The organism is Polynucleobacter sp. 80A-SIGWE (genome assembly GCF_018882295.1).
GTDB lineage: Bacteria > Pseudomonadota > Gammaproteobacteria > Burkholderiales > Burkholderiaceae > Polynucleobacter.
Genome location: NZ_JACVOR010000002.1, coordinates 775638 through 802633 on the forward strand (window position 1 = coordinate 775638; position 26996 = coordinate 802633).

At 46.6% G+C, this 26996-nt stretch carries 30 protein-coding genes, 3 tRNA genes and 1 riboswitch; of the genes, 18 read left to right on the forward strand and 15 right to left on the reverse strand.

Translation table 11 applies throughout. The annotated features are described in order from the left end of the window. Window positions 1-51: 51 nt before the first annotated feature. From ICN25_RS08720 to thiE, 10 genes are all read left to right on the forward strand, one after another. Window positions 52-1272 carry a CaiB/BaiF CoA-transferase family protein gene (locus ICN25_RS08720; protein WP_216181525.1) on the forward strand — a complete coding sequence of 407 codons (1221 nt, stop codon included), beginning with the start codon at window positions 52-54 and terminating at the stop codon, window positions 1270-1272. A 4-nt stretch (window positions 1273-1276) separates the two neighbouring features. Then, window positions 1277-2509 carry an MFS transporter gene (locus ICN25_RS08725; RefSeq protein WP_216181527.1) on the forward strand — a complete coding sequence of 411 codons (1233 nt, stop codon included), beginning with the start codon at window positions 1277-1279 and terminating at the stop codon, window positions 2507-2509. Between the two features lie 6 nt (window positions 2510-2515). Beyond that, on the forward strand, window positions 2516-2656 hold the full coding sequence (locus ICN25_RS08730; protein ID WP_216181529.1) for a hypothetical protein: 141 nt from the start codon (window positions 2516-2518) through the stop codon (window positions 2654-2656). 61 nt (window positions 2657-2717) lie between these two features. Continuing rightward, a tRNA-Arg gene (locus ICN25_RS08735) sits at window positions 2718-2792 on the forward strand. Between the two features lie 210 nt (window positions 2793-3002). After that, window positions 3003-3842, forward strand: a complete 840-nt coding sequence (locus ICN25_RS08740) for an NUDIX hydrolase family protein (RefSeq protein ID WP_216181531.1) — start codon at window positions 3003-3005, stop codon at window positions 3840-3842. A gap of 85 nt (window positions 3843-3927) precedes the next feature. Continuing rightward, window positions 3928-4035: riboswitch (TPP riboswitch) on the forward strand. 40 nt (window positions 4036-4075) lie between these two features. After that, entirely contained in the window at window positions 4076-6013 is a 1938-nt protein-coding gene (gene thiC / locus ICN25_RS08745; protein WP_255535933.1) for a phosphomethylpyrimidine synthase ThiC, read from the forward strand. Beyond that, window positions 6014-7165, forward strand: a complete 1152-nt coding sequence (locus ICN25_RS08750; RefSeq protein WP_370624717.1) for an FAD-dependent oxidoreductase — start codon at window positions 6014-6016, stop codon at window positions 7163-7165. After that, entirely contained in the window at window positions 7156-7353 is a 198-nt protein-coding gene (gene thiS, locus ICN25_RS08755; RefSeq protein ID WP_216181534.1) for a sulfur carrier protein ThiS, read from the forward strand. Before ICN25_RS08750 ends, thiS begins: the two co-directional genes overlap by 10 nt. Window positions 7354-7396: 43 nt before the next feature. Beyond that, entirely contained in the window at window positions 7397-8215 is an 819-nt protein-coding gene (locus ICN25_RS08760) for a thiazole synthase (RefSeq protein WP_216181537.1), read from the forward strand. A gap of 11 nt (window positions 8216-8226) precedes the next feature. After that, a complete protein-coding gene (gene thiE, locus ICN25_RS08765) occupies window positions 8227-9153 on the forward strand; it encodes a thiamine phosphate synthase (RefSeq protein ID WP_216181540.1) in 927 nt (308 codons plus the stop codon). A gap of 24 nt (window positions 9154-9177) precedes the next feature. Here thiE and thiD read toward each other — a convergent pair whose 3' ends face one another. Next, complete coding sequence (gene thiD, locus ICN25_RS08770; protein ID WP_216181542.1) at window positions 9178-10062, reverse strand: bifunctional hydroxymethylpyrimidine kinase/phosphomethylpyrimidine kinase; 885 nt, start codon at window positions 10060-10062, stop codon at window positions 9178-9180. A 21-nt stretch (window positions 10063-10083) separates the two neighbouring features. Here thiD and ICN25_RS08775 point away from each other — a divergent pair. After that, window positions 10084-10159 (forward strand) — tRNA-Asn (locus ICN25_RS08775). Between the two features lie 63 nt (window positions 10160-10222). On the opposite strand, the gene ICN25_RS08780 is transcribed toward ICN25_RS08775, so the two are convergent. Next, complete coding sequence (locus ICN25_RS08780; RefSeq protein ID WP_216181545.1) at window positions 10223-10807, reverse strand: hypothetical protein; 585 nt, start codon at window positions 10805-10807, stop codon at window positions 10223-10225. Between the two features lie 223 nt (window positions 10808-11030). On the opposite strand from ICN25_RS08780, the gene ICN25_RS08785 reads away from it, so the two are divergent. Genes ICN25_RS08785 through ICN25_RS08795 form a run of 3 tightly spaced genes read left to right on the forward strand, consistent with a single transcriptional unit; the run spans window position 11031 to window position 13822 of the window. Continuing rightward, window positions 11031-12332, forward strand: coding sequence for a U32 family peptidase (locus tag ICN25_RS08785; protein ID WP_216181550.1), 1302 nt, complete (start codon window positions 11031-11033; stop codon window positions 12330-12332). After that, window positions 12310-12894 (forward strand): hypothetical protein, encoded by a 585-nt coding sequence (locus ICN25_RS08790; protein WP_370624718.1) that lies wholly within the window; start codon window positions 12310-12312, stop codon window positions 12892-12894. The genes ICN25_RS08785 and ICN25_RS08790 overlap by 23 nt, the downstream gene beginning before the upstream one ends. A gap of 19 nt (window positions 12895-12913) precedes the next feature. Then, a complete protein-coding gene (locus ICN25_RS08795; RefSeq protein WP_216181553.1) occupies window positions 12914-13822 on the forward strand; it encodes a transporter in 909 nt (302 codons plus the stop codon). Between the two features lie 3 nt (window positions 13823-13825). On the opposite strand, the gene ICN25_RS08800 is transcribed toward ICN25_RS08795, so the two are convergent. Beyond that, complete coding sequence (locus ICN25_RS08800) at window positions 13826-15496, reverse strand: AMP-binding protein (protein ID WP_370624719.1); 1671 nt, start codon at window positions 15494-15496, stop codon at window positions 13826-13828. Window positions 15497-15523: 27 nt separating this feature from the next. Next, window positions 15524-16087: a 5'-methylthioadenosine nucleosidase gene (locus ICN25_RS08805; protein WP_216181557.1), complete on the reverse strand. Its 564-nt coding sequence runs from the start codon at window positions 16085-16087 to the stop codon at window positions 15524-15526. A gap of 11 nt (window positions 16088-16098) precedes the next feature. On the opposite strand from ICN25_RS08805, the gene ICN25_RS08810 reads away from it, so the two are divergent. Then, the gene (locus tag ICN25_RS08810) at window positions 16099-16617 is read left to right on the forward strand and encodes an adenine phosphoribosyltransferase (RefSeq protein WP_216181560.1); all 519 of its coding nucleotides are present in this window, start codon (window positions 16099-16101) and stop codon (window positions 16615-16617) included. 9 nt (window positions 16618-16626) lie between these two features. Here ICN25_RS08810 and ICN25_RS08815 read toward each other — a convergent pair whose 3' ends face one another. The 11 genes from ICN25_RS08815 to cysS all read right to left on the reverse strand — a co-directional run bounded on the left by ICN25_RS08815 (window position 16627) and on the right by cysS (window position 24771). After that, a complete protein-coding gene (locus tag ICN25_RS08815) occupies window positions 16627-16908 on the reverse strand; it encodes a YqjK-like family protein (protein ID WP_216181563.1) in 282 nt (93 codons plus the stop codon). Beyond that, window positions 16905-17276, reverse strand: coding sequence for a phage holin family protein (locus tag ICN25_RS08820; protein ID WP_216181566.1), 372 nt, complete (start codon window positions 17274-17276; stop codon window positions 16905-16907). The genes ICN25_RS08815 and ICN25_RS08820 overlap by 4 nt, the downstream gene beginning before the upstream one ends. A 6-nt stretch (window positions 17277-17282) precedes the next feature. Next, entirely contained in the window at window positions 17283-17618 is a 336-nt protein-coding gene (locus ICN25_RS08825) for a YqjD family protein (protein ID WP_216181569.1), read from the reverse strand. A 66-nt stretch (window positions 17619-17684) separates the two neighbouring features. Beyond that, the gene (locus tag ICN25_RS08830; RefSeq protein ID WP_216181572.1) at window positions 17685-18125 is read right to left on the reverse strand and encodes a Smr/MutS family protein; all 441 of its coding nucleotides are present in this window, start codon (window positions 18123-18125) and stop codon (window positions 17685-17687) included. A 43-nt stretch (window positions 18126-18168) separates the two neighbouring features. Then, complete coding sequence (locus ICN25_RS08835) at window positions 18169-18465, reverse strand: hypothetical protein (RefSeq protein WP_216181575.1); 297 nt, start codon at window positions 18463-18465, stop codon at window positions 18169-18171. A 412-nt stretch (window positions 18466-18877) separates the two neighbouring features. Then, a tRNA-Ser gene (locus ICN25_RS08840) sits at window positions 18878-18972 on the reverse strand. Between the two features lie 90 nt (window positions 18973-19062). Next, the gene (locus tag ICN25_RS08845; RefSeq protein WP_216181578.1) at window positions 19063-20313 is read right to left on the reverse strand and encodes an aspartate kinase; all 1251 of its coding nucleotides are present in this window, start codon (window positions 20311-20313) and stop codon (window positions 19063-19065) included. Between the two features lie 79 nt (window positions 20314-20392). Next, the gene (gene tilS, locus ICN25_RS08850; protein ID WP_216181593.1) at window positions 20393-21718 is read right to left on the reverse strand and encodes a tRNA lysidine(34) synthetase TilS; all 1326 of its coding nucleotides are present in this window, start codon (window positions 21716-21718) and stop codon (window positions 20393-20395) included. Then, the gene (locus ICN25_RS08855; RefSeq protein ID WP_216181596.1) at window positions 21684-22655 is read right to left on the reverse strand and encodes an acetyl-CoA carboxylase carboxyltransferase subunit alpha; all 972 of its coding nucleotides are present in this window, start codon (window positions 22653-22655) and stop codon (window positions 21684-21686) included. The genes tilS and ICN25_RS08855 overlap by 35 nt, the downstream gene beginning before the upstream one ends. Window positions 22656-22664: 9 nt before the next feature. After that, window positions 22665-23321: a DNA-3-methyladenine glycosylase gene (locus ICN25_RS08860; RefSeq protein ID WP_216181599.1), complete on the reverse strand. Its 657-nt coding sequence runs from the start codon at window positions 23319-23321 to the stop codon at window positions 22665-22667. 28 nt (window positions 23322-23349) lie between these two features. Further along, a complete protein-coding gene (gene cysS / locus ICN25_RS08865) occupies window positions 23350-24771 on the reverse strand; it encodes a cysteine--tRNA ligase (RefSeq protein WP_216181602.1) in 1422 nt (473 codons plus the stop codon). An 87-nt stretch (window positions 24772-24858) separates the two neighbouring features. Here cysS and ICN25_RS08870 point away from each other — a divergent pair, with 87 nt between their 5' ends. The 3 genes from ICN25_RS08870 to ICN25_RS08880 are packed head-to-tail and all read left to right on the forward strand — an operon-like array spanning window position 24859 to window position 26987. Continuing rightward, the gene (locus ICN25_RS08870; protein ID WP_255536739.1) at window positions 24859-25653 is read left to right on the forward strand and encodes a tetratricopeptide repeat protein; all 795 of its coding nucleotides are present in this window, start codon (window positions 24859-24861) and stop codon (window positions 25651-25653) included. Between the two features lie 45 nt (window positions 25654-25698). Next, on the forward strand, window positions 25699-26202 hold the full coding sequence (locus tag ICN25_RS08875; RefSeq protein ID WP_216181608.1) for a peptidylprolyl isomerase: 504 nt from the start codon (window positions 25699-25701) through the stop codon (window positions 26200-26202). Then, window positions 26199-26987, forward strand: coding sequence for a UDP-2,3-diacylglucosamine diphosphatase (locus ICN25_RS08880; protein ID WP_216181611.1), 789 nt, complete (start codon window positions 26199-26201; stop codon window positions 26985-26987). The genes ICN25_RS08875 and ICN25_RS08880 overlap by 4 nt, the downstream gene beginning before the upstream one ends. Window positions 26988-26996: the final 9 nt, after the last annotated feature.

The following is a 26996-nucleotide window of genomic DNA, read 5'->3' on the forward strand; positions in this document are numbered from 1 at the left end:
CAAAACCTGAATTTTCCTGAATTACCCCTCTATTCATGCCAAAATTAGCAGATGGGAGCCTTAAGTCATATTCGCGTTTTAGACCTCAGCCGTGTTCTTGCCGGCCCGTGGTGCGCACAAAACCTCGCCGATCTAGGTGCAGATGTCATTAAAGTGGAGCGCCCAGGCGTTGGGGACGATACCCGCCATTGGGGTCCTCCTTTTGTGAAGGATGCCAAGGGCCATGACACTGCGGAAACAGCCTATTTCATCTGTATTAATCGCAATAAACGCTCCATTACGGTCGATATCAGCAAGCCTGAGGGCCAAGAAATCATTCGCCAGCTCGCTAAAGAGTCTGATGTAGTCATTGAAAACTATAAGGTTGGCGATTTAGCCAAGTACGGCCTGGATTATGAAAGCCTGAAAAAGGTCAAATCTGACCTGATTTACTGCTCTATTACCGGTTTTGGCCAAGACGGCCCCTATGCTCATCGTCCAGGTTACGACTTCATCATCCAAGGCATGGGTGGTTTTATGAGTGTTACTGGTGAGGCAGATGACTTTCCAGGAGCCAGCCCACAAAAGGCGGGCGTCGCAATTGCGGACATCTTTACCGGCATGTATGCAAGCACGGCTATCTTGGCCGCAGTAGTCCATCGCGATCAGACTGGTCAAGGCCAATACATCGATATGGCTCTTCTGGATACTCAAATTGCAGTCATGGCCAACGTCTCTAGCGCCTACCTATGCTCGGATAAAGTTCCCCGGCGCTGGGGCAATGCCTCACCGATCATCGTCCCTTATCAAACCTTCCCAACTTCAGACGGTTGGATGATTGTGGCCGTCGGTAACGATGGTCAATTTGGACACTTCGTTACTGCCGGTGGCGAGGCACATTTAGCCGTTAACCCACACTACATCAGCAACCCTTTGCGGGTGGAACACCGCAAGTCATTGATTCCATTGCTAGAAGCGATGACTCGACGCAAAACTAAGGCCGAGTGGATAAGCCTATTAGAGGCAGCGAACGTACCCTGTGGGCCCATCAACAACTTTGAGGAAGTGTTTGATAACGAGCAAGTTAAGGCGCGCGGCGTCCAAATTGACGTTCCACACCCTACTGCTGGCAATATGAAACTTGTTGGCAGCCCAATGCGGCTCTCAGAAACGCCAGTTGAAGTGAGGATGGCCCCACCCACCCTGGGTCAGCACACACATGAGATTTTGAAGGAACGCTTAAGCTTAGATCCCCAGGCTATCGCCGCCCTTCAAGATAAAGGCATTATTTAACCCAATGTCATCAAGCCATTCAAGCCAAAAGTTATCGCTTAAACAAGTGCTGATTTTTGGCGGGCTGATGGTGACCTTCTCCATGGGCATACGCCATGGTTTTGGTCTATTTAACTTACCTATCACTTCAGCCAATGGCTGGGGTCGTGAAACCTTCGCCCTCACAATTGCCTTACAGAATTTGATTTGGGGTGCAGTTCAACCGATCACCGGTGCATTGGCTGATCGCTATGGCGCTCTCAAAATTATGGTCGCTGGTGGCGCACTCTATGCGCTTGGTTTAGCCGGCATGGCAGTCTCCAGCGATGCCTTGAACTTTTCGTTAGCTGGTGGATTGCTGATTGGTCTAGCGCAGACTGCAACAACCTATAGCGTGGTCTATGGAATCTTAGGTCGCAACGTTGCTGCAGAAAAACGGGTGTGGGCTATGGGCATTGCTGCAGCCGCTGGATCGTTTGGGCAATTCCTCATGATTCCGGTTGAGCAAGGATTGCTCAGCAGCTTTGGCGCTAATGATGCGCTACTCATGTTGGCGCTGATGGCCAGCTTAATGATTCCAATTGCGTTTATGTTGCGCGAACCCAATGTAAACAATCTGCAGCAAGCAAGCGATCAAACAATTAAACAAGCGCTAAAAGAAGCCATTGGTAATCCTAGTTTTAGATTACTTACCTTGGGTTATTTTGTCTGCGGATTCCAGGTGGTGTTTATCGCAGTGCATTTGGCGCCCTACCTCAAAGATCTATCTAAGATCTATCCCGATGTTGGTGCACCTGCAGTAGCAACAACTGCACTGGCATTAATTGGCTTATTCAATATTTTTGGTACCTATAGCGCCGGAATACTAGGCCAACGCTTCCCTAAGCGCTACCTACTATCCGGGATCTATATCCTCAGGTCTGTTGCCATCATGGCTTTTGTTTGGCTGCCACTCAGCCCAACTTCTACCTATATCTTTGCAGCCATCATGGGCTTCTTATGGCTATCCACTATCCCTTTAACCAATGCGATCGTGGCGCAGATCTTTGGCGTTAAATACCTCACCATGCTTTCTGGCTTGGTATTTTTCTCACATCAGTTGGGCAGCTTCTGTGGTGCTTATTTTGGTGGCTACTTATTTGATCGGACTGGCTCCTATTTGATTGTTTGGAATATTGCGATTGCATTGGGTGTATTTGCGTTCTTGGTCAACTTGCCTGTTAAAGAGCGCGCGATTCATCGCGCTGCGCTCGCTTAAGACGATATGCAAGCAAAACACCGTATATCGCAATGGCTCTTGTATCCATTTGCAATCATTATTTTGGGAATGATTTTTTTCTCCTACTTTGCGCCCGACATGATGGTTGCCATCACCAATTCAGTATGGGCGATGTGTGGCTGGTAATCAGTGGATAATGTTTCACGCCCTAACATCTTTTTGAAAAAATAGTTTTTAATTTTTTATTCTCGCCGTAGCACAATGGATAGTGCACATGCCTCCTAAGCGTGGGATACAGGTTCGATTCCTGTCGGCGGGACCACTCCCAAATTAAAACTTATCCACAGGTTTTGTGGATAAATACCCAAAAGTTTTCGTAAGTCGCAGATTTGTATAGAGTGACCTAGCTTGCTTAAATTATGAGCATCCACCTCATACAAAAATATAAGTAAAGATCTGTTGACAATTGAAATTCATTTATAGATTTTTAGATTACTTTTTTAGTATTTTTAATTTCTCTTACACTTAGGGCATGCACAAGCTCACCACCAGCACCATTGCCGCCCTTGAGGAGATGCTCCAAAACACGGCGAGGTCTGCCCCACAGGATTTTTTACCCATCCATTTTCTGGGTGGCGCCTCCTCTGGGCAGGTCATTGGGCATTTAAATCCGGATTTCATCCCGTATTTACAAGAATCCTTGGCTAAAAATCCAATCCCTCATATAGATATGGGTCACGATCGCCTGACTATTCGCCATGCAAGACCTTTGACGCTCTCCGAGAGTCTGGCGAAATTGGCCGATCGGATGCACCAAGGTGGCTTTATTCCGGGCTGGCGACATGAGGATTTCGCTTGGATTGACCAAAATGGACATGAATACTTCCGTTTAGAGCGCTCTGCCTTCCGTACTTTTGGCTTTCGGAGCATGGCAACCCACATTAATGGCTATACCAAGGCCGGCAATCTCTGGCTTGGACGCCGGAGTGAAACCAAGGCTACCGACCCAGGTCGGCTAGATAACTTGGCTGTAGGTGGTATTGGGGCTGATGAAACCCCCTGGGTGAACGCCCGCCGAGAATTATGGGAAGAAGCCGGTGTCCCACCCCAGATTTCTGACCAAATTGAGCCAGTGGGCCGCATCCATATGCGCCGCCCCATTCCAGGGCGAGGTTTTCATGATGAGCAGCTCTATATCTATGACTTGGAGCTAGCGGACAACTTTGTACCGACCAACCACGATGGTGAAGTCAGTGGTTTTATCGAAATCTCGATTTCAGAGGCTGCAGCCCGCATTCTTGCCGATGAATTCACTAGCGATGCCGCATTTGTGACGGCGGATTTCATATTGCGTAATACCAAAGCAGGCTAGATTTCCCCGTCCTAGACTGAAGCACTCTTCGCTACTTGATTTTGGTCACCCAACTTGGCGTGAATTCGTGGTTAAATTAGCTCTAAGGATGAAACAGGGGTGCCCTGATAGTGATTTTTACTGTGAGGCGCTGAGAAAGACCCTATAACCCGATCCAGGTAATGCTGGCGTGGGGAGTTTTCCATCAGACCGTCACCCGGTTTCGTCCATCTAATTACAGTCAGGAGATGGACATGAGCGATACCAAAAATAAATCTAAACAAGAAATTCCTAGCCTTAAAAGCTTGGAGCGAGACTTTGGCCAAAAATTTGCCTATCCCGCTTCGACCAAAACCTATCTAGAAGGTTCGCGTCCAGATATCAAAGCTCCTATCCGAATGATTGAGCAACTATCAACTCGCGTAGGTGAAGAGATGGTTCCCAATCCACCTGTACCCGTTTATGACACCTCAGGTCCTTATAGCGATCCCGATATCGTGATCAACCTTGAAAAAGGTTTGCCTTTATTGCGTAAGAACTGGATTGAAGAACGTGGCGATACAGTGCAATTAGCTGGACCGAGCTCTGAGTATGGCGTTGCTCGCTCACAAGATGCGGCTACCCAGAATCTGCGTTTTGCCCACATTAATCCTCCTCGCGTTGCACGCGCTGGCCAAAACGTGAGCCAAATGTATTACGCCCGTAAAGGTATCGTGACTCCTGAAATGGAATACGTTGCATTGCGCGAGTCTATGGGCCTTGAGCAATTGCGCAAGAATCCTGAATACAAACAACTACTCAAGCAGCATCCTGGTAAGAGCTACGGCGCCAATTTACCTGACATTGTTACTGGTGAATTTGTACGTTCAGAAATTGCTGCTGGGCGCGCGATCATTCCTGCCAATATCAATCACCCTGAATTAGAGCCAATGATTATTGGTCGTAACTTCCGCGTGAAGATTAACGGCAACCTCGGTAACTCTGCAGTGACCTCCTCTATCAATGAAGAAGTAGAGAAAATGGTTTGGTCCATTCGTTGGGGTGCAGATACCATTATGGATCTGTCTACCGGTAAGCATATTCATGAAACCCGTGAGTGGATTATTCGTAATTCACCTGTTCCAATTGGAACTGTTCCAATCTACCAAGCGCTCGATAAGACCGGTGGTATTGCAGAAGACCTCACTTGGGAAATGTTCCGCGATACATTAGTAGAGCAAGCTGAGCAAGGTGTGGATTACTTCACTATTCATGCTGGCGTATTACTGCGCTATGTTCCACTCACTGCTGATCGTATTACCGGCATCGTTTCTCGTGGTGGCTCCATCATGGCTAAGTGGTGCTTAGCTCACCATAAAGAAAACTTCCTCTATACGAAGTTTGATGAGATCTGCGAGATCATGAAAGCCTATGACGTGTCATTTAGCTTAGGTGATGGTTTGCGCCCTGGTTGTATCGCCGACTCCAATGATGCTGCTCAATTTGGCGAACTTCATACCCTTGGCGAGTTAACTGCCAAAGCATGGAAGCATGATGTTCAAGTGATGATTGAAGGCCCTGGTCACGTTCCGATGCAGCGCATTGAAGAAAACATGACTGAGGAATTAAAGCACTGCTTAGAAGCACCCTTCTATACCCTTGGACCATTGATTACCGATATCGCCCCTGGATACGATCACATCACCAGCGGTATTGGTGCTGCGCAAATTGGTTGGTACGGTACGGCGATGCTTTGCTATGTCACACCAAAAGAGCATTTAGGTTTGCCGGATAAAGAAGATGTCCGTACCGGCATCATCACGTACAAGATTGCAGCCCATGGCGCAGACCTAGCGAAAGGTTTACCTGGCGCTCAAGTTCGCGACAACGCTTTATCAAAAGCGCGTTTTGAGTTCCGCTGGGAAGATCAATTTAATCTTGGCTTAGATCCTGAGCGTGCCCGTGAGTATCACGATGCAACCTTACCTGCTGAAGGTGCCAAGATTGCCCACTTCTGCTCAATGTGTGGACCGAAGTTCTGCTCCATGAAGATCACTCAAGAAGTGCGTGATTACGCTGCGACCTTGGATGCCGATGGTAATCCGAAAGCAAAAGTAATTCCGATTACTGCAGAAGCCTCTGCCGATCCACAAAAAGGGATGGAAGAGATGTCAGCAGAGTTTCGTAAGCGCGGTAGCGAGATTTATCAGTAAGTGACTAAGGCATTCTCAAGCGGCAAATATGCCATCGTTGGCGCCGGCCTTATGGGTCGGTTGCTGGCGGTTGCGCTTGCTAAACGCGGTGCTCAAGTTGAGCTGTTTGAGAAAGGCGGCTCAGATGCTGCTAATGCGGCAGCCCGAATTGCTGCTGCAATGCTTGCGCCTCTAGCGGAATCTGCTATTACGGAAGATAACGTTGTGCGGATGGGTGTTCATAGCCTACCGCGTTGGAAACAACTCATCGATGAACTTGCTAAGCCGGTTTACTTTCAGCAAGATGGCACTTTGATCTTATGGCATCGTCAAGATGCCAGTGATGCAGAACGTTTTGCATCCCATCTTGAAAGAAATTGTGATCGTAATCAGGCGCTGTCTAAACCGATTCATTTGGATAGCCAATCTCTCGCAGATATTGAGCCAGGCGTTGCTGATCGTTTTACCCAAGGCCTCTATCTTCCGAATGAAGGTCAATTAGATAACCGCCAATTACTAGAGGCTTTGTTAGTTGAGCTCACTTTAATGAAAGTGCCCTGTCATTGGAATCAATCCGTTGATCCTGAGCAACTCCGTAATAAAGAGCATGGCTTTGATTGGGTGATTGATTGTCGTGGCCTGGGTGCGAAGGATTCCTGGAAACAGATTGGTGATGATTCCAAAGATTTGCGTGGGGTGCGTGGCGAAGTTATTCGCTTGCATGCACCAGAGGTCAAACTACGTCGCCCTACTCGTTTAATTCATCCACGCTATCCAATTTACATCGCTCCAAAAGAAGATGATGTCTATGTTGTTGGCGCAACAGAAATTGAATCCGAGGATTTATCTCCGATGAGCGTGCGCTCCGCCATGGAATTACTCAGTGCGGTTTATACCGTGCATAGTGGCTTTGCAGAAGCGCGTATTTTGGAGATGGCGACACAGTGCCGCCCAACACTCAAAGATAACTTGCCTGAGATTTTGCTTGATCAAAAATCCAACCAGGCTGACCTCATGATGATCAATGGACTCTATCGCCATGGCTTCATGATCTCTCCAGCTATTTTGGATTGCGCATTGGAAGTGCTGAGCACAGGATCTAGCTCCACTGCAATTGAATTGGGATTAGAGCTATCAGGCTTAGCCCATCAGGAGCTAAGCGCATGCGCATAATGGTCAACCAAGTTGCTCAAGAGGTTCCGGATAACAGCACGATTGATGATGTTCTATTGCTCATCGATGCAAAACCACCTTTTGCCGTTGCGATCAATTATGAATTCGTACCAAAGACCAGACATGCAGAAGAAGTTTTGCGTGAAGGCGATGAAATGGAAGTCATTGCACCAGTTACCGGTGGATAACTCATCTACGAATACAAATTCAATACATAAGTAATCTATTTACATGACCGCCCCTTTACCAAATCCTTTAAATACTGCAGATCCGCTGGTTCTGTATGGAGAGACTTTTGCTAGCCGTTTATTACTAGGTACTTCGCGCTACCCTTCTCCTCAAGTTTTAGAGAACGCTGTTAAGCAATCTAATCCTGGAATGATTACCGTAAGCCTACGCAGGCAAGGAACCTCTACAGCAGAAGCGCATTCTGGTTTTTGGGATCTCTTGAAGAAAATGGCTGTACCGGTATTACCCAATACTGCTGGCTGTCACAGTCCAAAAGAAGTGATTGCAACCGCGCAAATGGCGCGCGAGGTTTTTGAAACTAGCTGGATTAAGTTGGAGCTAATCGGCGATGACTACACTTTGCAACCCGATACATTGCGTTTAGTTTCTACGGCAGAAACTTTAATTAAAGATGGTTTTAAGGTTCTACCTTATTGCACGGAAGATCTTATCTTGTGCCAACGCTTAGTTGATGTGGGATGCCAAGCAGTAATGCCTTGGGCTGCACCGATTGGAACAGGCCAAGGACCATTAAATCCTTATGCATTAAAACTCTTGCGTGATCGCTTGAAGGTTCCGCTGTTGGTAGATGCTGGATTAGGCTTACCTTCCCATGCATGCAGTGTGATGGAATGGGGTTTTGATGGCGTCCTACTGAATACTGCTGTTGCATTAGCCGATGATCCAGTGGCGATGGCTAAGGCATTTGCAATGTCTGTAGATGCTGGTCGCACCGCCTATCTTTCTGGTGCTATGAAAGCCCAGCAATCTGCACAAGCTAGTACACCATTAGTTGGCACGCCTTTTTGGCATCAAAGTTAAATAAGGTACTGATGAGCTTAGTTCGCGACCTTGCAGATCAAATTGTTGCAGCTCATAGCAAAGCGGATTTGTGTATTCCGATTCCAGAATTCAGTCTGGCATCGCCACCGCCATTAATTGATAACGAGCATGCTGCTGATCATTACGAACTCGCCGGCATGGTTGCTGCAATTCAAATGGGCTTTATTGAACGTGATGCCAAAACCTTAGGCAAAGCTTGGTCACGCATGGTGCACCAAGATGGCGGATTTAATCCCTTTAAATGGCCATCAAGACCCGAGCATTTTGACTTGCTTCCCTGGACCCGCAATATGAACCCCAATGCGTTTGCAGAGTGTCCAAAGCGCTTGGGTTTATATGCGGTGATGTCTGATGCTGATTGGGTAAAGCGCATGGTGGAAGCCGAAGTACCAACCGTACAACTGCGCCTCAAATCCGAGGATAAAAAGCTTATTCGCAAACAGATTGCGCAAGCTGTTGATGCAGTCCAGGGCAGCAAGACCTTGCTCTTTATTAATGATTATTGGCAAGAAGCGATTGAGGCTGACGCCTACGGAATCCACTTGGGACAAGAAGATTTAGAGACTGCAGATTTAGATGCCATTCGAGCTGCAGGCCTTCGGCTTGGCTTAAGCACCCATGGTTATGCTGAGATGGTTTATGCAGATCGTTTCTGCCCAAGTTATATCGCTATGGGCGCTGTTTTTCCAACGAATTTGAAGAAGATGGAAACCGCTCCACAGGGTTTAGGGCGTTTATATAAGTACGCCCAATTGATGAGTCACTACCCATTAGTGGCAATTGGTGGCATCGATGAAAGCAGTATTCATGCGGTGGCACAAAGTGGAGTTGGCTCAGTTGCTGTTGTCAGAGCAATTAATGGCGCTAGTGATCCTAAAGCAGCTGTGAAGCGTCTTCAAGAGTTGATGAAGACCTAAGTCATAAGACTTAATGCATCAAACTTAATACTTACCCTCTTCTTCCGGTAGTGCAGTTCGATAAAAATCATGCATATGCCACAAGGGTCCGGGGCCCTCCCCAATACTTAAGAAGCGCCCTGCCTCAAGCCCTGCCTCAACATAAGAAATTGCCTTAGCAACCGAATGAGAAAGATCGTGACCATCTGCTAAATAAGTTGCAATGGCGGATGCTAATGAGCAACCGGTGCCATGGGTATTGGCTGTATTGACGCGGTAATGCTTGAACTCTTTTGATTGAATTACTTCAAGGCCGTCTTCCACAGTTCGCCACATCAGAAAATCCGTCAGTTGCGTATGGGTGGAATCGAGATGACCGCCTTTGATCAAGACTGCCTGGGGGCCCATGTCGAGTAACTCTTCTGCAGCTAGCTTGAAATCCTCGGGACCAGTTAATTCTCGGCCTAGCAGTAAGGATGCCTCCTCCAGATTAGGGGTTACTAAAGTCGCTATCGGAAACAACTCTTTAATAATGGCTTGAGCAGTATCGTCACCACCAAGACTGGCGCCTGAAGTTGCTCTTAATACGGGATCCAGGACAATTCTTTTGGCTCCGTGGCGCTTGAGGGCTGATGCCACGGTACGGACGATTTCTGGGCTGGCCAACATGCCAATTTTGACGATATCAACCCCAATATCCAGAAATACTGCATCGATCTGAGCTTCGACCACATCAAGGTCTATATCCTGAATACGGCTTACCCCCAAAGTGTTCTGGGCAGTGATGGCGGTAATGACCGACATCCCATATCCGCCTAGGGCTGTAATGACTTTGAGGTCAGCCTGAATGCCTGCGCCGCCGCCACTATCGGACCCGGCGATGGTCAATACTTTAGGGATCTGTACAGAACTTGGAGTAGATGATTTCATCTTGCTATAATATCGGCTTATTCCTCGATAGCTCAGTTGGTAGAGCGCCGGACTGTTAATCCGTAGGTCCCTGGTTCGAGCCCAGGTCGAGGAGCCAAATATAAGAAAAACCACCTTGTAAGGTGGTTTTTCTTTTGAAATCCGAGTGAAGCAATTGAGCTTAAATCAGCCCCTTCTTTCTTAGATTCGCTAGGCGGTTATTCAAGGTCTTGATGGTGAGTAGATTGAGTTTGTCTCCCTCAGCCCAATTGCTGCCTTTCCATTCAATACCTTCTGGTGTGACATTTGCAAATGGCTCTTTGCCCTCTTTTGCGTAGCCTTCCAAAATAGCAATGAGTGCAGGACGATCATCAGATCCGCCAGCATCTTTAATAGCATCCAAGATTGGTTTAGTAATCGTATCGGCATATGTGACCTTAGAATCTGGATGCATGGCTGCTGCCGGTTCTTCAAAGATGTACTCATGCGGCCACTCAAATACATTTCTAGCTGAATTCTTGACCGACTCTGGGCTTACGGCACCGCTTGTAGGATTTTTTGGATCAGTCGGTAAGTTGAGTTCCGCAATCCAAGCCTCGAATTCTGCAATGCGGGCATAGCGCTTTTCCTCGCTATCGCGCTTTTGCTCTTCTTGTGACAGCAATAATGTGACCCAGGCCCAAGCGATATCTTTAGGTATCGCAAACTCTTGCGCCAAAATGCCGCTCGCTTTTTTAAGGATTGGCTTGGATGTGAGTTTTGTCATTGCGTTCTTTCTGATTCTTTAATAGTGCCTTCAATTTCGGGTGGACAGCTCAAGGGGAAGGCTCCCTGTTCATTATTGCAATGCTCGCCACAGACCCCGTAGGATACTCTTCATAGAGGGTTATTTACCTGGATTGCTGGGATAAACACATGCCTATTGGCCTCCAGGCCTTGGTGTTGCTGCAAATCAACCAAGAATGCCTGTATTCACTAAAATAGCCCCCATGACCAAGATTCCAGAACTTCTAGCCCCTGCCGGCAGCCTCTCTATGCTGCGCACCGCCTTTGACTTTGGCGCTGATGCCATTTATGCGGGGCAGCCACGTTATTCACTCCGAGTACGTAATAACGACTTCGGAAAAATGGAAACACTTAAAGAAGGCATTGATACCGCCCATGCTTTAGGTAAAAAGTTTTATCTAGTATCCAACCTACTACCTCATGGCGGTAAGACCCGCACCTATATTAAAGACATGGATCCCGTGGTTGCATTAAAGCCTGACGCCATGATCATGTCAGATCCCGGTCTCATCATGATGGCTAGAGAAGCTTGGCCAGATATGCCAATTCATTTATCGGTTCAGGCTAATACCGTCAATGGTGCCTCTGCCAAGTTCTGGCGCTCTGTTGGCATTAGCCGAGTTATCTTGTCACGCGAACTTTCTTTTGATGAAATCGAAGAGGTTCGTCAAGACTGTCCAGAAATGGAATTAGAAGTATTTGTTCATGGCGCTTTGTGTATTGCCTACTCTGGTCGCTGCTTACTATCTGGCTACATGTCACATCGTGACTCCAATCAAGGTGCTTGCACCAACGCTTGCCGCTGGGATTACAAGGTCAAGCCAGGCCAGCAAAATACCAGCGGTGATGTAGTTCTTCTCCAGGAGGCGCGTCGCCCAGATGATCTGATGCCAATGGAAGAAGATGAGCACGGCACTTACATCATGAACTCTAAGGATTTACGTGCGATTGAGCATATTGAACGCTTGACGAAGATGGGCGTGGACTCATTCAAGATTGAGGGGCGCACCAAGTCACCTTATTACGTTTCACGTACCTGCCAGTCCTATCGCACTGCGATTGATGATGCAGTTGCTGGACGTCCAATGAATATGTCCCTCATTGGTAATTTAGAGGGCCTTGCAAATCGTGGCTATACCGATGGCTTTTATGAGCGTCATCACGATAAAGAATATCAACTCTATATGCGTGGTCACTCCCTATCAGGTAGAAGCCTCTATGTTGGCGAGACTTTAGAAATTGATGAAGCAACAGGTCGCGTCAAGGTAGATGTCAAGAACCGTTTCTCCCTTGGAGATAAATTGGAAATCATTGAGCCTGAGGGTAATCAAGATATGGTGCTCGATGCCATGTGGAATCTCAAAGGCGAGCCCATTGATGTAGCCCCTGGATCGGGTCACTTTGTTTGGATTAAATTACCACTGAAGAGCAAGCACGCATTTATTGCACGCTACACTCAAGAACCCGCCCCCGTTGAAGCTGGTGGCTCTTGCAGTAACTGCTAATCGAATAACTCTGAAAGTTTTTATGACTGCAACACCCCTCCACTCAGCCCCTGCGAAAAGTTTAAAAGAAAAAGCGAGGGAAGAATTTATTAAAGCATTTGAGCTAACTATTTACTTCGGCGTATGGTTTTGTGCTCTTGCCTTTTTAGCGACAACCTCTCTTGATGAAAGGCCGATTCCTTTATCTATATTTGGATTTGCTTTATTTAAAGGGGCAATTTGCGCGAAGTTCATGTTGGTAGCTCAGGCATTTTTTCCAATTACGGTTGATAAGAAAAATGGGATTGTGAACTCCTTGATCGTTGAGTCTTTAGTCTATTTAGCGGTGGTCATAGGTCTAAATTACTTGGAGGCTGGTGTGAGTGGACTGATTCATGGAAAAGAATTCTTAAGCTCCATGATGAATTTTGGGAAATCAGATCCATTGCGCATAGTTGCAATGTCAATTGTTTACTGGTTAATTGTGTGGCCATACCTGTTATTTGTTGGTATGGGCTTAATGCTAGGTAGCCATGCCACCCTACAAATTTTGTTCGGCGAAAAATCAAAAACAACTAAATAAATCCAGCAAGACTGCCTTGATGATGAAGTCATCCTCTATTCGTCAAGGCAGGAGTTTTAGGGTATTTGCATTTCTAGCGCTTACCTTAAGTACTTTATTTCCCGCCCTTTCTTATGCACAAGAAATCGAGGCGCGAACCTATTCCAATGCACCAGTCGGCATTAACTTCATCAGTGCAGGTGTCGCGCAAGCGAAAGCCGGTAATTACACACTCACTAGTGAAGTGCTGGGTCTTACCCACATCTTTGATGCATTTGGCCAATCCGGAAAAATCACCCTAGTTCTTCCATATGGCCAATTGAGTGGGTCGAGCAATGTTGGCGGTCGAACAGTCAATGCCAGTGCCGAAGGTTTATCTGACCCCCTCATCAAAGCTGCGGTGAACCTATATGGCGCACCAGCATTAACGCTAGATCAATTTAAGAACTATCAGCAAGATCTGATTGTGGGCGTCAGTCTTGCAGCATCGGTACCATGGGGCAAGTACGATGACAACCAGCTGATTAATGTCGGCGCAAATCGTTGGTTTATCCAGCCCGGTCTAGGCATCTCTAAGGCGCTAGGCCCCTGGAGATTTGAGTTGGCTGGTGCAGGTATTTTCTACACTAGCAATACCAACTTTATGGGCGGTAACTCACTCTCTCAAAACCCCGTCTACTCAACTCAGACACACGCGATTTACTATTTTCAGAATACAGCCTGGATCTCGGTCGATGCCACCTACTTCACCGGCGGACAATCCTATGTCAACGGCAACCCCATTAGCGGCAGTCAAGAAAACTGGCGCTTTGGCACAACGATGTCATATCCGGTAAATAAACATAACTCCGTACGACTATCAGCAAGTACTGGCGCGTACTCTAGAACGAATAATAGCTATGACTTGTATGGCATTTCTTGGCAATACCGCTTTGGTGGCGGTTTGTAGCATTTATAAATCGCGTAGATGCCTGCGCAGAATTTTGCCAACATTAGACTTGGGCATTTCATCAATAAAGGCAATTTTTCTGGGGCGCTTGTAACTCGTCATTTGCTCTTTGCAATACTGAATAACTTGTGCCTCGGTTAGTTCAGGCTGCTCTTTGACTATATAAGCCTTCACAATCTCGCCAAGTTTGCGGTGCGGGAATCCAATAACAGCACACTCCCGCACACCCGGCATTAATGAAATCACTTCTTCAATTTCATTAGGAAATACTTTGAAGCCAGCAACCACAATCATGTCTTTCTTGCGATCCACAATCTGCACGTAACCCTCGGGGCTCATGATGCCAATATCACCAGACTTGAAATAACCCTCCGGCGTAATAAATTGCTCGGTCTCTTCCGGTCTATTCCAATACCCCGCCATGACTTGCGGCCCCTTGATGCAGATCTCTCCAGGCGAACCAAACGGAACTTCCAGCCCATCATCGCCCAATATCAGGACGTCTGTGCTGGGCACTGGCATACCAATGGATCCAGTAAATTCTTTTACAAAAGGAGTATTGACGCAGACTACCGGCGAAGTCTCAGAAAGGCCATAGCCCTGAGCAATAGAAACGCCTGTAAGCTTGTGCCAAAAATCAGCAGTCTTCTTGAGTACGGCCATGCCACCACCAATGGTTACCAATAAATTGGGCAATCTCACATTCTTAAACTCAGGATGGTGAATCAGCGCGTGGAATAGTGTATTCACACCCGGGAAAATATTAATTTCGGGATGCTTTATTAAGAGCTTGATGAAGGCAGTAATGTCTCGAGGATTTGCAACCAGTAATAACTTTCCACCCTTACGCATTCCAAGCAGTCCACAAGCAGTCAGCGCAAAAATATGGGTCATTGGCAAGGCGCATAAAAACACTAGCTGTTGCTCGCGTCGCTTAATTAAGGCGGGCTCAAGCCAAGACTCAATTTGAATCAGGTTGGCCAATATATTTCGGTGCAATAAAACAGCGCCTTTAGATACGCCAGTTGTGCCACCCGTGTATTGCAAAAAAGCAATATCTTCTAAGACAATATTTGGCCTGGTAAAGCCATGTCCAGAGCCAATCTTAAGGGCTTGATTAAATTTAACGCAAGGAAAATTCCAATGCGGGATGAGTTTCTTGATGTGGCGAGCAATCAAATTCACAATGACGCCCTTCGGACCCAAAGACTCACCCAAGCTACTCACAATCACTTTTTTCACAAGCCCTTGTTTGGCAATATCTTGGTAAACATGTGCGAAGTTTTCTAGCATCACTAGGATGGATGCGCCGCTGTCCTGCAATTGATGTTCGAGTTCACGAGCGGTGTAGAGCGGATTAATATTCACCACCACAAAACCCGCACGCAGAGTGCCCAGCATCGCAATCAAGTATTGCGGAACATTAGGGAACATGATGCCAATTCGAGCGCCCGCTTCCAGACCTAAGGTTTGTAAATAAGCGGCAAAGTCCTTAGATAGGACATCAAGCTGCCGGTAGCTAATGGGGTGACCCATAGACTCAATTGCCATGCGATCCGGATAAGCCTGAAATGATTCTTCTATCAACTCCACAACCGACGAGTAAGCCGCCAAATCAATCTCATGGGGAACGCCCTCGAGATAGTTTTTTAGCCAAGGTTTACGCTTATTCATTTGCATGACTAGATTGCTGGGCTATCTTTAAGCACTCATCAGCTCTTTGAGCTTTTCTAGATAGAGCTCTTGACCGTGATTAACGCGGTGCGTCCATTCATTGCCAGAGTCCGCATTAGCATCGTCGGTTACGTACTTAAACGACTGCCAGGGAATATTAAATTGATAGGCCATATTTGCAATCGCAAATAGCTCCATGTCGACCACATCCACGCCTTGAGAAATAAGCCAAGGATCATGGGCGGTCACAAAACTATCACCAGTTCCGCAAGTATGTTCCCCGCCCAAGGATAGGTATTGAGAAGGCTTGGGGCAAAACGGGGTCTGACCTCTAGGAGCTAGCGGCACTGTCATCATGTCGCGCTGTATTACCTTGCCGATTTCTAATAAGCCATGCAATTTCGAGTTGATTTTGCCAACAGTCCCAAAGTTCACTATCTTCTTTGGCTGAAATTCATGAATAGCCCGAATACTTGTAGCAGTTGCATTAATTTTTCCAACTCCTGAATACACAATCTCGACACCAGCCGGCAATGCGCTTTTATCAAGCTCGGACTCTAGTGCGGTAATAATGAGTAATTGTGTTTTCATATCAGTCAAAAATGAATTTATTAGATTATCTACCCGGAGTACCTGACTTTCCTAAGCCAGGGATCCTATTCAGGGATATCTCCCCGCTTTTAGCCAATCCAGCGGCGTTTAGGGAGGCTATCCTGCAACTAGAGGCGCTGGCTCAGCAGTTTGACTACAGCCATATTCTAGGCATAGAGTCACGTGGCTTTATCTTTGGCGCTGCCCTAGCTCACCAAGCTCATAAGGGGCTCGCATTAGCCCGAAAACCCAATAAGCTACCCTTAGCTAGCCATCGAGAATCCTATGGCCTGGAATACGGCTCCGATTCTCTGGAGATCCAACAATCCACCCTGCCAGCTGGGGCACGAGTTTTGATCCTGGATGATGTTTTAGCTACCGGCGGAACCATCATTGCGGCCAGTCAGTTGCTTAAAAAAGCGGGATTTGAAGTAGCGGGCGCTTTAACTTTTTTAGAAATCGCCGGTTTAAATGGTGGTGAACTTCTGACTCAAAAAGGTATTGTCAATAAAACGATATTGATAGCCTAGAGACTGGAGTTACACCAGCTTCTTTGCAGTTTTGAGTAGTTTGACAGCGCCCCAACCTACAGCGAGCGCCTTGCTGGCAAGCTTGGGCTTGTAGTGGGCCAATACAGCAAATGCACTAGTCCACAGCACTGGGGTGTCCTTCACAAAGTTAAAGGCATCAATACCCTTGTCAGCCCAAGATAAGGGCTTTTCTATTGGCTCAAAATGCAAGGCAAAATCAGCACGCTCTTGGGCTGCACGCTCCTGAAGAACCCGCTGGCGAGCTAGAAGCTCTGAAATCTTTCGACTCATCGCTTAGCAAGCTCCTGGCGATCTTTGGATAACTCAGTAATGGTTGCCTCAAATAATTTAGGCATGGTCTTCAGTGAGCGCAAGACTACCAGCGCCAGAATAATTCCGACGGATAAGAATCCACCAGTGAGCAGACTTAATGCAAAGATGCGATCAGCCTCCCAGCTAAAAATAACAATGAGCAAGGCCAGCATCACTAAACCAAAAAATAAGAAAAATAAGGTAAAGATGATCATGACCAGCAGACTCAGAAACTTTGCGCGTGCAATCTGAACATCTGTAGAAATCAACTCTAGACGAGTCTGGGCAATTGATGCCCCCGTTGAGACGAGATTCTTAAGGGAAGATAAAAGATTTTCCTGTGACATGGATACCTAGCGACGACGAATAAAAAGGCCAATCAAAAGACCAAGACCAGCAGCAACGCCGACGGCCTCCCAGGGATTGCGATGAACAAATTCATCGGCACCTTCAGCAACTACTTTGGCCTTTTCAGTCAAAGTACCTTCTACAGAAGAAAGGCTTTCTTTAGCGTTATTGAGCGTATCTAAAGCCTTTGAACGAATAGCACTCAGAGGTCCATCCTCATGGCTTGCTGTTGCTTTAATAAGATCTTCAGCATCCGCCATAAGCGCCTTGAAGTCGCCAATTAAATTCTCAGAGTTAATCTGAGCTTCTTCATGGTGGATAGTTGATTTTTTAGCAGTCATTACCACTCCTAGTTGATAGCACTTAAAGGAATTAATAGATCCATTCTAAGCAATTCCACTCAGTAATTACAGTATTAGAACTGTCATACCGGCATTACCTTCTTTGAAGTGCTTAAGATAGGCTTTAAGGCCCGGCCTTCTTCGCAAAAGCGCATGATAAGCCTCGCTACCAAAGGCGGCTTGTTCCCCAAAATGGTATTCATCCACCCGATCTGAAAAATAGTTATTTTCAAGGGCGTCATGTACTGCCCGCCTAATTCTTCCACCCTCACCGCTTGCTCCATACCCATGGATCAGGATCATTGCTTTAATACCGACTTCTGATGCGCGGCGTAAGGCAACGGTTAAGCGGTCCAATGCCTCTTCAGCACTTGGACTATCGAACTTTAAATTCATGACCATCGTATCGCTATGCGGAATTGGAAGCTCCTCACTGCCGCATTGACGACATTCCCCAAGCATCCCCCTGGGGTTGCCACATTCTGGACATTCAAATGAATGGGTCATCACACACCTCTATTAATGACTGGGAAAACCCATTCACACAGCATTAAGAGCAGTACTTTGCTTCCAGTGCTGATGCTGAATTGACTTGATCGTCAACCATACGGTTTAAGGTCATCTGCGCTGCATCTTTATTTTCCTGAACCTTGAGATTCAAATTAATTAGACCGGCCACATCCTTACGAATCGATGTATTGCCATAACGCAAACTTTTTAATGTTGAAACCGCTTCAGCTGAGATCTTGCATTGCTGGCTAACTAATTCAGAAGAATCAGATGAGGTATTTGCGTATGCAAAGGCAGCTACGGAGATTGAGGCAACAGCTAATAGAGTTTTTTTCATCTTATTTCCTTAATTTGTGACCACACGTTGGACAACAACCTGAATCTTTTGCTTTTGTTTTTCTTAAGGCGGCGTAGACGCTAGATTCTGAAATTTCCATCTTCCTAGCGGCTTGAGCTGCGGTCATTCCCTTCCCTATCCAATCTAAAGCTTGATGTGTTTTTGGTATCGCTCTTCTCATTTACCCTCCTTTGCCATTACTATACTACAGAAGTTGTGAAGTTGTGAACTTTAGTAATAAATATTTATGCGCACAAAGAAAAAAGGGGTCAAATGGTTGAAGCCGGTGGGATTTGGCGGATGTGTCGCCAAGGAGTTGTAGGCGTAGCCTTGAAATGGGCAATAAAAAAGCCCCGGTTAAGGGGCTTAGTTATTTGTCGTAGCGGCTCAAGCAGTTAAATCACAAGGATTTTGGCGGAGACGAGAGGATTCGAACCTCCGATCAGAGTTTTAGCCCCGATGCTCCCTTAGCAGGGGAGTGCCTTCGACCAGCTCGGCCACGTCTCCCTGCTTGATGCCTTTACAACGACCCACAGTTTAACGGATTCCGTTGACTGCGGGTTTTTACTGCGGTTTTAAAGCGTTTACTGCGTATTTTTACTTCTGATCGAGCTCAAAAGCCTTATGGAGAGCACGAACAGCCAACTCCATGTATTTCTCATCGATCACAACAGAAATCTTAATTTCGCTAGTAGAGATCATCAAAATATTAATGCCCTCTTCCGATAATGTACGGAACATTTTGCTAGCAACGCCAACGTGGGAACGCATACCAACGCCAACCACGGACACTTTAGAAACCTTTGGATCACCAGTGATTTCTTTAGCTTCGATATGGGCTTGAACATTGTTCTTGAGCAAGTCCAGGGCCTTTTGATAATCGGCGCGTGGAACTGTAAAAGTGAAGTCTGTCTTACCTTCAAATGATTGGTTCTGAATGATGATGTCCACATCAATATTGGCATCCGCAATTGGACCCAAAATTTGATAGGCGATACCTGGGCGATCAGGAACTCCAAGAACGGTAATTTTTGCTTCATCACGCGCAAAGGCGATGCCGGAAATAACTGCGGCTTCCATAGTGCTGTCCTCTTCAAATGTAATCAAGGTGCCCGACTTCATCTCTTGATCAAGGGGCATCAACGGATCTGTCAGTGATGACAGAACACGGGTTTTAACTTTGTACTTACCTGCAAACTCAACTGAACGAATCTGCAATACCTTTGAACCCAGACTTGCCATTTCTAGCATTTCTTCAAAAGTAATTTTGTCCAGGCGACGTGCATCTTCGCAAACGCGTGGGTCAGTCGTATAGACACCGTCTACGTCGGTATAGATCAAGCACTCATCTGCCTTAAGTGCTGCAGCCATTGCAACAGCTGATGTATCTGAACCGCCGCGACCTAAAGTGGTGATGTTGCCGTTAGGGTCTACGCCTTGGAAACCAGTTACCACTACTGCACGACCCGCATTGAGATCGGCAAGAATTTTCTTGTCGTCAATGCTCTTGATGCGCGCTTTAGTAAATGAAGAATCGGTGTGGACTGTTACCTGCCAACCAGCATAACTGACTGCATCAACACCTTCACGTAGCAATGCCAAGGCTAATAAGCCAGAGCTCACTTGCTCGCCTGTTGAGGCGATTTGATCGAGTTCGCGTGGGTTTGCATTGGGATTGATATCTTTTGCCAAACCAAGCAAACGATTGGTTTCGCCAGACATAGCTGAAGGCACCACAACTACCTGGTGACCTGCACGCATCCACTTGGCAACGCGTTTAGCGACATTCTGAATGCGCTCAACCGAGCCCATTGAGGTGCCACCATACTTATGAACGATAAGAGCCATAAAAACCGTCGTATTGTCTATTTACAGGGAATGTAATTCCCTAGGGTCTAAAAGGGGCTTATTTTACAGGGTTTTATGGCTACTCAAGCCATGCAGGCAGGACTCGCCTACCAGTAGACGCTAAATGCGGGTAGCTCACGCCCACCCCTGCTACAGCCACAAGCTGCTCGTTGATATAGAGCAGTGGCGCCTGCCGCTCCCAAGGCGGCGTATCAGACTCCTGGAAAAGGTTCTTGAGCGTCTTGCGCGGGGTATTGGGCTTGATTTGAATTTTTTCCGCCCCCTGACGCGGTCTTTCCTCAACACGACCTTCTGCCTGGGCTTGATTAACCCAATCCGCGGGCAGTCCAAGTAACTTACCTCTTGTGGGCACATCCTGAAACACCCATTGCCCGACTTTGGGCTTGGCCACTTGCAAGGTGTTACGCCACAAATAAATACTCACCTCATCATGCTGCCACTCTAAGCTTGAATCGGATTTGACAGCGTTTAGATCCCTCCACCAAGATTCAAGTCGTTCTTGAGAAGGCATAGCTAGATTATTTAACTTGAGCCAATAGCGCAGCAAATTATTGGCAGCAGGCCTATCAGCATTTGCGAATGCCAGAAGCGGTTTTAGTTTCAGGTTCTTATCTTCAAGAATCCCTTTTCCATCCCGCTTAGCTAAACGATCTAACAGGACTTGGGATTGAGCTAACAAGTCTGCGCTGCGAGCCAAATTGGCAATTGCACCAGGCTGAATTTTTTCCAACCTCGGAATAATTTCTTTGCGAACAGCGTTACGACGATAGCGCGTATTTTGATTGCTGGGGTCTTCTACCCATTTCAGTTTATGTTCTTTGGCGTAGGCCTCTAACTCAGCCTTACTTTGATTTAAGAGCGGGCGCCAAAGAGTAATAGAGTTGGCATCTTTTGTGCTTGGATCTTTTGTATTAACGCGATTGAGTGGCATACCAGAGAGGCCCGCCACCCCAGATCCACGTAAGAGTTGCAAGAGCACGGTTTCCGCCTGATCATTTTGGTGATGGGCCAGCATTAGATCTTCAATGCCATGCTCAATGCATAAGTCAGTTAAAGCGTCGTAGCGCTCTGCCCTTGCTCTGGCTTCGATATTGCCCTGGGATTGATCTGCGAAATGCAATAGACGGAAGTCAAAATGCACTTGATACTTTTTAGCCAGCTTCTCGCAGAACTCCAGCCATTGATCTGCAGGCTTTTGTAAACCGTGATGAATATGAAAAACCCAAACTTCGGTTGACTCTTGAGTTGAATTTTTTTGAATCGCTTTACAAACGGTATCGAGCAACACAACCGAATCAAGCCCACCACTTAAGGCGAGCCCAATACGTTTGGCTGCTTTGGTTTTTGCCTTAAGGCTTGGTTTCGATTTCCTTGAACTTGCCATAGCTCATCAAGCGTTCATGACGACGCTCAAGAAGCGCATCGACTTTCATGCCATCGAAAGTCTTGAGTGACTCAGTTAAGGCTTTGCGCATACTGCTCATCATTGCGTCGTAATCACGATGCGCACCACCAGTTGGCTCAGCTACGATCTTGTCGATCAAGCCAATTGCTTTTAAACGTTGCGCAGTCAAACCCAGTTGCTCTGCAGCTTCTGGTGCTTTATCAGCAGTCTTCCAAAGAATAGATGCGCAGCCTTCAGGTGAAATCACAGAGTAGGTTGAGTTTTGCAACATCAACACCACGTCGCCCATAGCAATAGCTAGTGCGCCACCAGAACCACCCTCACCAATAATGGTGGCGATGATTGGAACTTCTAGTTCAGCCTGAACATAGAGATTGTGGCCAATCGCTTCTGACTGGTTACGCTCTTCAGCATCGATGCCTGGGAATGCGCCTGGTGTATCCACAAAAGTGAACACAGGTAACTTAAATTTTTCTGCCAAGCGCATAACACGCTTTGCTTTACGGTAACCCTCTGGACGACTCATACCAAAGTTTCTTAAAGCACGTTCTTTAGTATCGCGACCCTTTTGGTGACCAATAACAACGCAAGGTTGATTCTCAAAACGGGCTAAGCCAGTAATGATGGATTGATCATCTGCAAAATTACGGTCGCCATGAAGCTCATGAAAATCTGTGAACAATGCGCTGACATAATCCAGTGTGTAAGGACGCTGTGGATGACGCGCTACTTGTGAAACCTGCCAAGGGCTTAGGTTCGAATAAATATCTTTAGTCAGCTGCTGACTTTTTTCGGTAAGCGTTTTGATCTCATCAGAAATATCTACTGATGATTCATCTTGCACAAATTGCAGCTCTTCAATCTTTGACTCTAGTTCAGCGATTGACTGCTCAAAATCCAGGAAAGTCGTTTTCATAGCTTGATTTTAATATTCAACGGGGACGGGGTCGAGACTTCTCCACATATACCAGGTGGCTACAGTGCGCCAAGGGGCCCAATTTGCAGCCACTTCACGGGCTTCATGCCTACTGACAGGCTCTCCGCTGAAGTAATTGAGGGAAATAGCCTTAATTAGGCCTGCATCGTCCAAAGGGAGAATATTGGGCCTCACCATATTAAAAATGAGGAACATTTCGGCTGTCCAGCGCCCAATTCCCCGAATATCACACAATTCTTTAATGATGACCTCATCTTCCATGCCTTTCCACTGATTGGCATGTAAACGGCCAGAATCGAAATGTTCAGCTAGGTCGCGAATGTATTCCACCTTACGACCCGATAAGCCAGCTGCACGCAATTCTTCAATACTTAAGGCAAGGATATTTTTAGGGGTAACTTTATTTTTAGACGCCAATAAAACTCGGTTCCAGACAGACTGGGCTGCAGCAACCGAAATTTGTTGACCAACAATTGCCCTTGCCAGGGTTGTGAATACATCGCCACGCGTTCTCAAAAAAACCGAGTCATATTTAGGAATCAATTTTTTCAGAATACGGTCATGCTTCATTAACTCAGCACAAGCTTGCTCCCAATAATCGGGGGCAGCTTCTTCGATGATGACTTGTTCTACAGCTTTACTCAAAATAAATAATCTTCAATTAACTCTTTAATTAACTTCTGCGCCATTCAGTCAGGCCGCCAGGCTTATCTTCCAATACTACGCCCTGCTCTAATAATGTTTTACGAATTAAATCTGCTTTAGCAAAATCTTTGGCTTGCTTTGCAGCAACTCGTGCTGCAATCTGCTCTTCAATTGCAGTGACAGACAAACCCGTATCGCTGCCTCGAGATCCCTCTTGCAAAAATACGGTTGGGTCACGCTGCAAGAAATTAAGTGTTCCAGCAAGCCCTTTGAGAGTATTTGCTAATTGCGCCTTCTCATCACCGTGCGCACGATTAACCTCGCTCGCTAAATCAAAGAGTGCCGCAATAGCCTCAGGCGTATTGAAATCATCGTTCATGGCATCAGCAAAGCGCTTCGCCCATGGTGAATGAAGGTCTACAGGCTTATTACTCAATGGAACATGGGCTAAGGCTGTATACAGACGAACCAAGCCGGAGCGGGCTTCCTCGAGTTGCGCATCACTATAGTTAATGGGGCTGCGATAGTGTGCGCGCAACATAAAGAAACGCAGAACCTCAGGATCAAAATTTTTCAGCACATCACGGATTAAGAAAAAATTACCCAATGACTTGGACATCTTTTCTTCATTAACCCGAATATGTCCGTTATGCATCCAATAATTTACAAACGGTTGATCACTGGCTTTGTGATCTTGGCCATATAGAGCCCCTTCGCTCTGGGCAATCTCATTCTCGTGATGCGGAAATTGCAAATCAGCGCCACCGCCATGAATATCAAAATGCTCGCCTAGCAAATCACATGACATAGCAGAGCATTCGATATGCCATCCAGGGCGGCCTTCACCCCAAGGGGATTTCCAACGCGTATCGGCAGGCTCATCTGCTTTTGCACTTTTCCACAAAACAAAATCTAGTGGATCACGTTTGCCACCGCCAATGGCGACACGCTCACCTGCATTCAGTTCATCTAAAGATTTACCAGAAAGGCGACCATATTCTGGAAACAAGCGAACAGCGAAATTCACATCACCATCTTCGCCTTGATAGGCTAATTCTTTTTCAATCAAGCGGCCAATCATTCCCTGCATTTGCGCTATGTAATCAGTTGCGCGGGGCTCATGATCAGGGTGCATTAAACCCAACTCGTTTGAGTCGGCATGCATAGCATCGATAAAACGCTGCGTCAGAGCGGAAATAGGCTCACCATTCTCAACCGCACGATTGATGATCTTGTCGTCAATATCGGTGATATTACGGACGTAAACGACCTCGTAACCACTGGCTCGTAGCCATCGCACCACCATATCAAACACAATCATCACCCGGGCATGGCCAATATGACAAAAGTCATAGACCGTCATTCCACAGACATACATCTTCACCTTGCCCGGCTCGATGGGTTTAAAGGCCTGTTTAGAACGACTAAGAGTGTTATAGATTTGCAGCATAGGGGCTATAAAGGTGGGCAAGTAGCGCCAATTTGTTAGACTGAGCGCTGAGTATATCGAATGAGCCAGTTTTTCACCCCACCCCCTATGCCAGCTAACCTTTTTTCACTACGTCCAGCCCATTTGGGTGGCTTGAGCACTATTTTTGCTGTTTTACTACTTGTGGGCTGCAGCACCCCTGGGCAACAGCTTGCGGATGCCGAAATCAAGGCCCTGAATAGTGCCTCTACGAGTGCTCAAGGCACTCAAGCGCCCTATCTTGGCTCTTATGGTCCCAATGACCCTCCAAGACTTGCTGGCAATGACGCTGGGTACGATCAATTTAACGCGGAGCTCTCAGACTCTGTGGCGGTTCCATTTCTCTCCTTTTTGATTATTGAACCGGATCCAGTTACTAAAAACGGCATCCCATCAGATATCGAAAAGCTTGTTAAGGCCAAGAAATATCCTGAAGCAATCGATCAGATTAATAAACAACTCAAGAAAACTCCGGGCAACGTGCAACTCCGATACGTGAAAGCGCGCATGCAGATTGAAATGCGTCAGTGGGAAGCAGCCAAGAAGACTTTAGTGGAGATAACCCAGCAGTTTCCAGAGCTACCTGAGCCATATAACAACTTAGCCGCACTTGCCGCAAACCAAGGCAATTGGATTGAAGCGCGAGATTATCTTGAGCTCGCCTTGAAATTGCGCCCGAGCTATACAGTTGCCTCGGCCAACTTAGGTGAAGTCTATATTCGTCTTGCTGCGCAGGCCTATGACAATGCGGCAAAGGATGCCGTACTCAATCAACGCCAATACACCAATCGTGCAAAAGCATTAATGGAAATACTGAAGCCGCCTAAAAAAGTAACTTCACCAGCCGCACCAATCTCAAAATAATTTTTACAGTTTTTATCTACTAACTCACTAGAAAGTTAATTCATCATGGCTAAAGTTCTACTCAAAACAAATAAGGGTGACATCACCCTCTCATTGGATGCTGTTAAAGCGCCAAAGACCGTTGCCAATTTTTTACAGTATGTGAAAAGCGGCCACTACGATGGCACCATCTTTCACCGCGTGATCGACAACTTCATGATTCAAGGCGGCGGCATGACTGCTGGCCTTAAAGAAAAATCTTCTGGCGCCAAAATTGAGAACGAAGCAAACAATGGCCTCAAGAACGAACGCGGCACAGTAGCTATGGCTCGCACTAGCGATCCACACTCAGCAACAGCCCAATTTTTCATTAACGTAAATGACAATGACTTCTTAAACCACACCGCTCCGAATGCTCAAGGTTGGGGTTATGCTGTTTTCGGCAAAGTCACAGACGGCCTTGATGTGGTTGATGCAATTCGCAAAGTGAAAACTGGTAACGCCGGCTTTCACCAAGACGTTCCTGCAGAAGATGTCGTCATTGAAAAGGCAAGTGTTCTCGAGGAATGATTCCGCAATACGCGAGCGCGCTACTCATTTCTGATTTGCATCTCACGCCGTCAATGCCCTTGACGGCGCAACGATTCTTTGATTTTTGTGAAAAGGATGCTCCTAAGGTAGAGGCTGTATTTATCTTGGGAGATTTATTTGAGTATTGGGTTGGAGATGATGCAGCCCTACACTCCCCATTTCAGCAAGAAGTGAAGCATGCGCTCGCAACACTTTCAACTAAAGTTAAAACCTATTACCTTCATGGCAATCGAGACTTTTTAGTTGGAAAGCATTTCTTAAGCAAGACAGGTATGACCCTCTTGACTGATCCAAGCAAAATTAATATTGCTGGATCTGACTATGTTCTCTGTCATGGTGACTCGCTGTGCACGGCAGACATTGGCTATCAAGTTTTCCGCGGATGGGTTCGTAAACCGTGGATCCAAAAATTATTTCTACGATTGCCTTTAAATTGGCGTCGCTCCATTGCAAATCATTTACGTAGCAATAGTGGCGTGCAATATCAACGTGCCATGGGTTCTTCTCCAGAAGTAGCGCAAGCTAAAACAGATGTCACCTTGGCAGCCTGCGCTGCTGTCCTGAGAGATCAGACTGGCAATCAATTGATTCACGGACATACCCATCTACCCAAGCACCATCAAGAGCGCCTACAAGACCAAGAATGGCAGCGCTGGGTGTTATCAGACTGGGATTTAGATCACCCCGAAAGCGGGCGACCACGTGCGAGCGCACTTCTCATTAATCAAGATGGCGTACGTTACGCCGATCTGATCAAAAACTAATACTGCCGC

Coding starts and splice junctions, on each gene's coding strand:
- ICN25_RS08785 (WP_216181550.1), top strand. CDS start 11,031: ATGACCAAGATTCCAGAACTTCTAGCCCCTGCCGGCAGCCTCTCTATG.
- ICN25_RS08855 (WP_216181596.1), bottom strand. CDS start 22,655: ATGAAAACGACTTTCCTGGATTTTGAGCAGTCAATCGCTGAACTAGAG.
- cysS (WP_216181602.1), bottom strand. CDS start 24,771: ATGCTGCAAATCTATAACACTCTTAGTCGTTCTAAACAGGCCTTTAAA.
- thiE (WP_216181540.1), top strand. CDS start 8,227: ATGAGCTTAGTTCGCGACCTTGCAGATCAAATTGTTGCAGCTCATAGC.
- ICN25_RS08825 (WP_216181569.1), bottom strand. CDS start 17,618: ATGACTGCTAAAAAATCAACTATCCACCATGAAGAAGCTCAGATTAAC.
- ICN25_RS08740 (WP_216181531.1), top strand. CDS start 3,003: ATGCACAAGCTCACCACCAGCACCATTGCCGCCCTTGAGGAGATGCTC.
- ICN25_RS08760 (WP_216181537.1), top strand. CDS start 7,397: ATGACCGCCCCTTTACCAAATCCTTTAAATACTGCAGATCCGCTGGTT.
- ICN25_RS08800 (WP_370624719.1), bottom strand. CDS start 15,496: ATGAATAAGCGTAAACCTTGGCTAAAAAACTATCTCGAGGGCGTTCCC.
- ICN25_RS08795 (WP_216181553.1), top strand. CDS start 12,914: ATGATGAAGTCATCCTCTATTCGTCAAGGCAGGAGTTTTAGGGTATTT.
- ICN25_RS08820 (WP_216181566.1), bottom strand. CDS start 17,276: ATGTCACAGGAAAATCTTTTATCTTCCCTTAAGAATCTCGTCTCAACG.
- ICN25_RS08875 (WP_216181608.1), top strand. CDS start 25,699: ATGGCTAAAGTTCTACTCAAAACAAATAAGGGTGACATCACCCTCTCA.
- ICN25_RS08730 (WP_216181529.1), top strand. CDS start 2,516: ATGCAAGCAAAACACCGTATATCGCAATGGCTCTTGTATCCATTTGCA.
- ICN25_RS08815 (WP_216181563.1), bottom strand. CDS start 16,908: ATGAGTCGAAAGATTTCAGAGCTTCTAGCTCGCCAGCGGGTTCTTCAG.
- ICN25_RS08830 (WP_216181572.1), bottom strand. CDS start 18,125: ATGACCCATTCATTTGAATGTCCAGAATGTGGCAACCCCAGGGGGATG.
- ICN25_RS08845 (WP_216181578.1), bottom strand. CDS start 20,313: ATGGCTCTTATCGTTCATAAGTATGGTGGCACCTCAATGGGCTCGGTT.
- ICN25_RS08805 (WP_216181557.1), bottom strand. CDS start 16,087: ATGAAAACACAATTACTCATTATTACCGCACTAGAGTCCGAGCTTGAT.
- thiC (WP_255535933.1), top strand. CDS start 4,076: ATGAGCGATACCAAAAATAAATCTAAACAAGAAATTCCTAGCCTTAAA.
- ICN25_RS08725 (WP_216181527.1), top strand. CDS start 1,277: ATGTCATCAAGCCATTCAAGCCAAAAGTTATCGCTTAAACAAGTGCTG.
- tilS (WP_216181593.1), bottom strand. CDS start 21,718: ATGGCAAGTTCAAGGAAATCGAAACCAAGCCTTAAGGCAAAAACCAAA.
- ICN25_RS08810 (WP_216181560.1), top strand. CDS start 16,099: ATGAATTTATTAGATTATCTACCCGGAGTACCTGACTTTCCTAAGCCA.
- thiD (WP_216181542.1), bottom strand. CDS start 10,062: ATGAAATCATCTACTCCAAGTTCTGTACAGATCCCTAAAGTATTGACC.
- ICN25_RS08780 (WP_216181545.1), bottom strand. CDS start 10,807: ATGACAAAACTCACATCCAAGCCAATCCTTAAAAAAGCGAGCGGCATT.
- ICN25_RS08880 (WP_216181611.1), top strand. CDS start 26,199: ATGATTCCGCAATACGCGAGCGCGCTACTCATTTCTGATTTGCATCTC.
- ICN25_RS08835 (WP_216181575.1), bottom strand. CDS start 18,465: ATGAAAAAAACTCTATTAGCTGTTGCCTCAATCTCCGTAGCTGCCTTT.
- ICN25_RS08870 (WP_255536739.1), top strand. CDS start 24,859: ATGCCAGCTAACCTTTTTTCACTACGTCCAGCCCATTTGGGTGGCTTG.
- ICN25_RS08720 (WP_216181525.1), top strand. CDS start 52: ATGGGAGCCTTAAGTCATATTCGCGTTTTAGACCTCAGCCGTGTTCTT.
- thiS (WP_216181534.1), top strand. CDS start 7,156: ATGCGCATAATGGTCAACCAAGTTGCTCAAGAGGTTCCGGATAACAGC.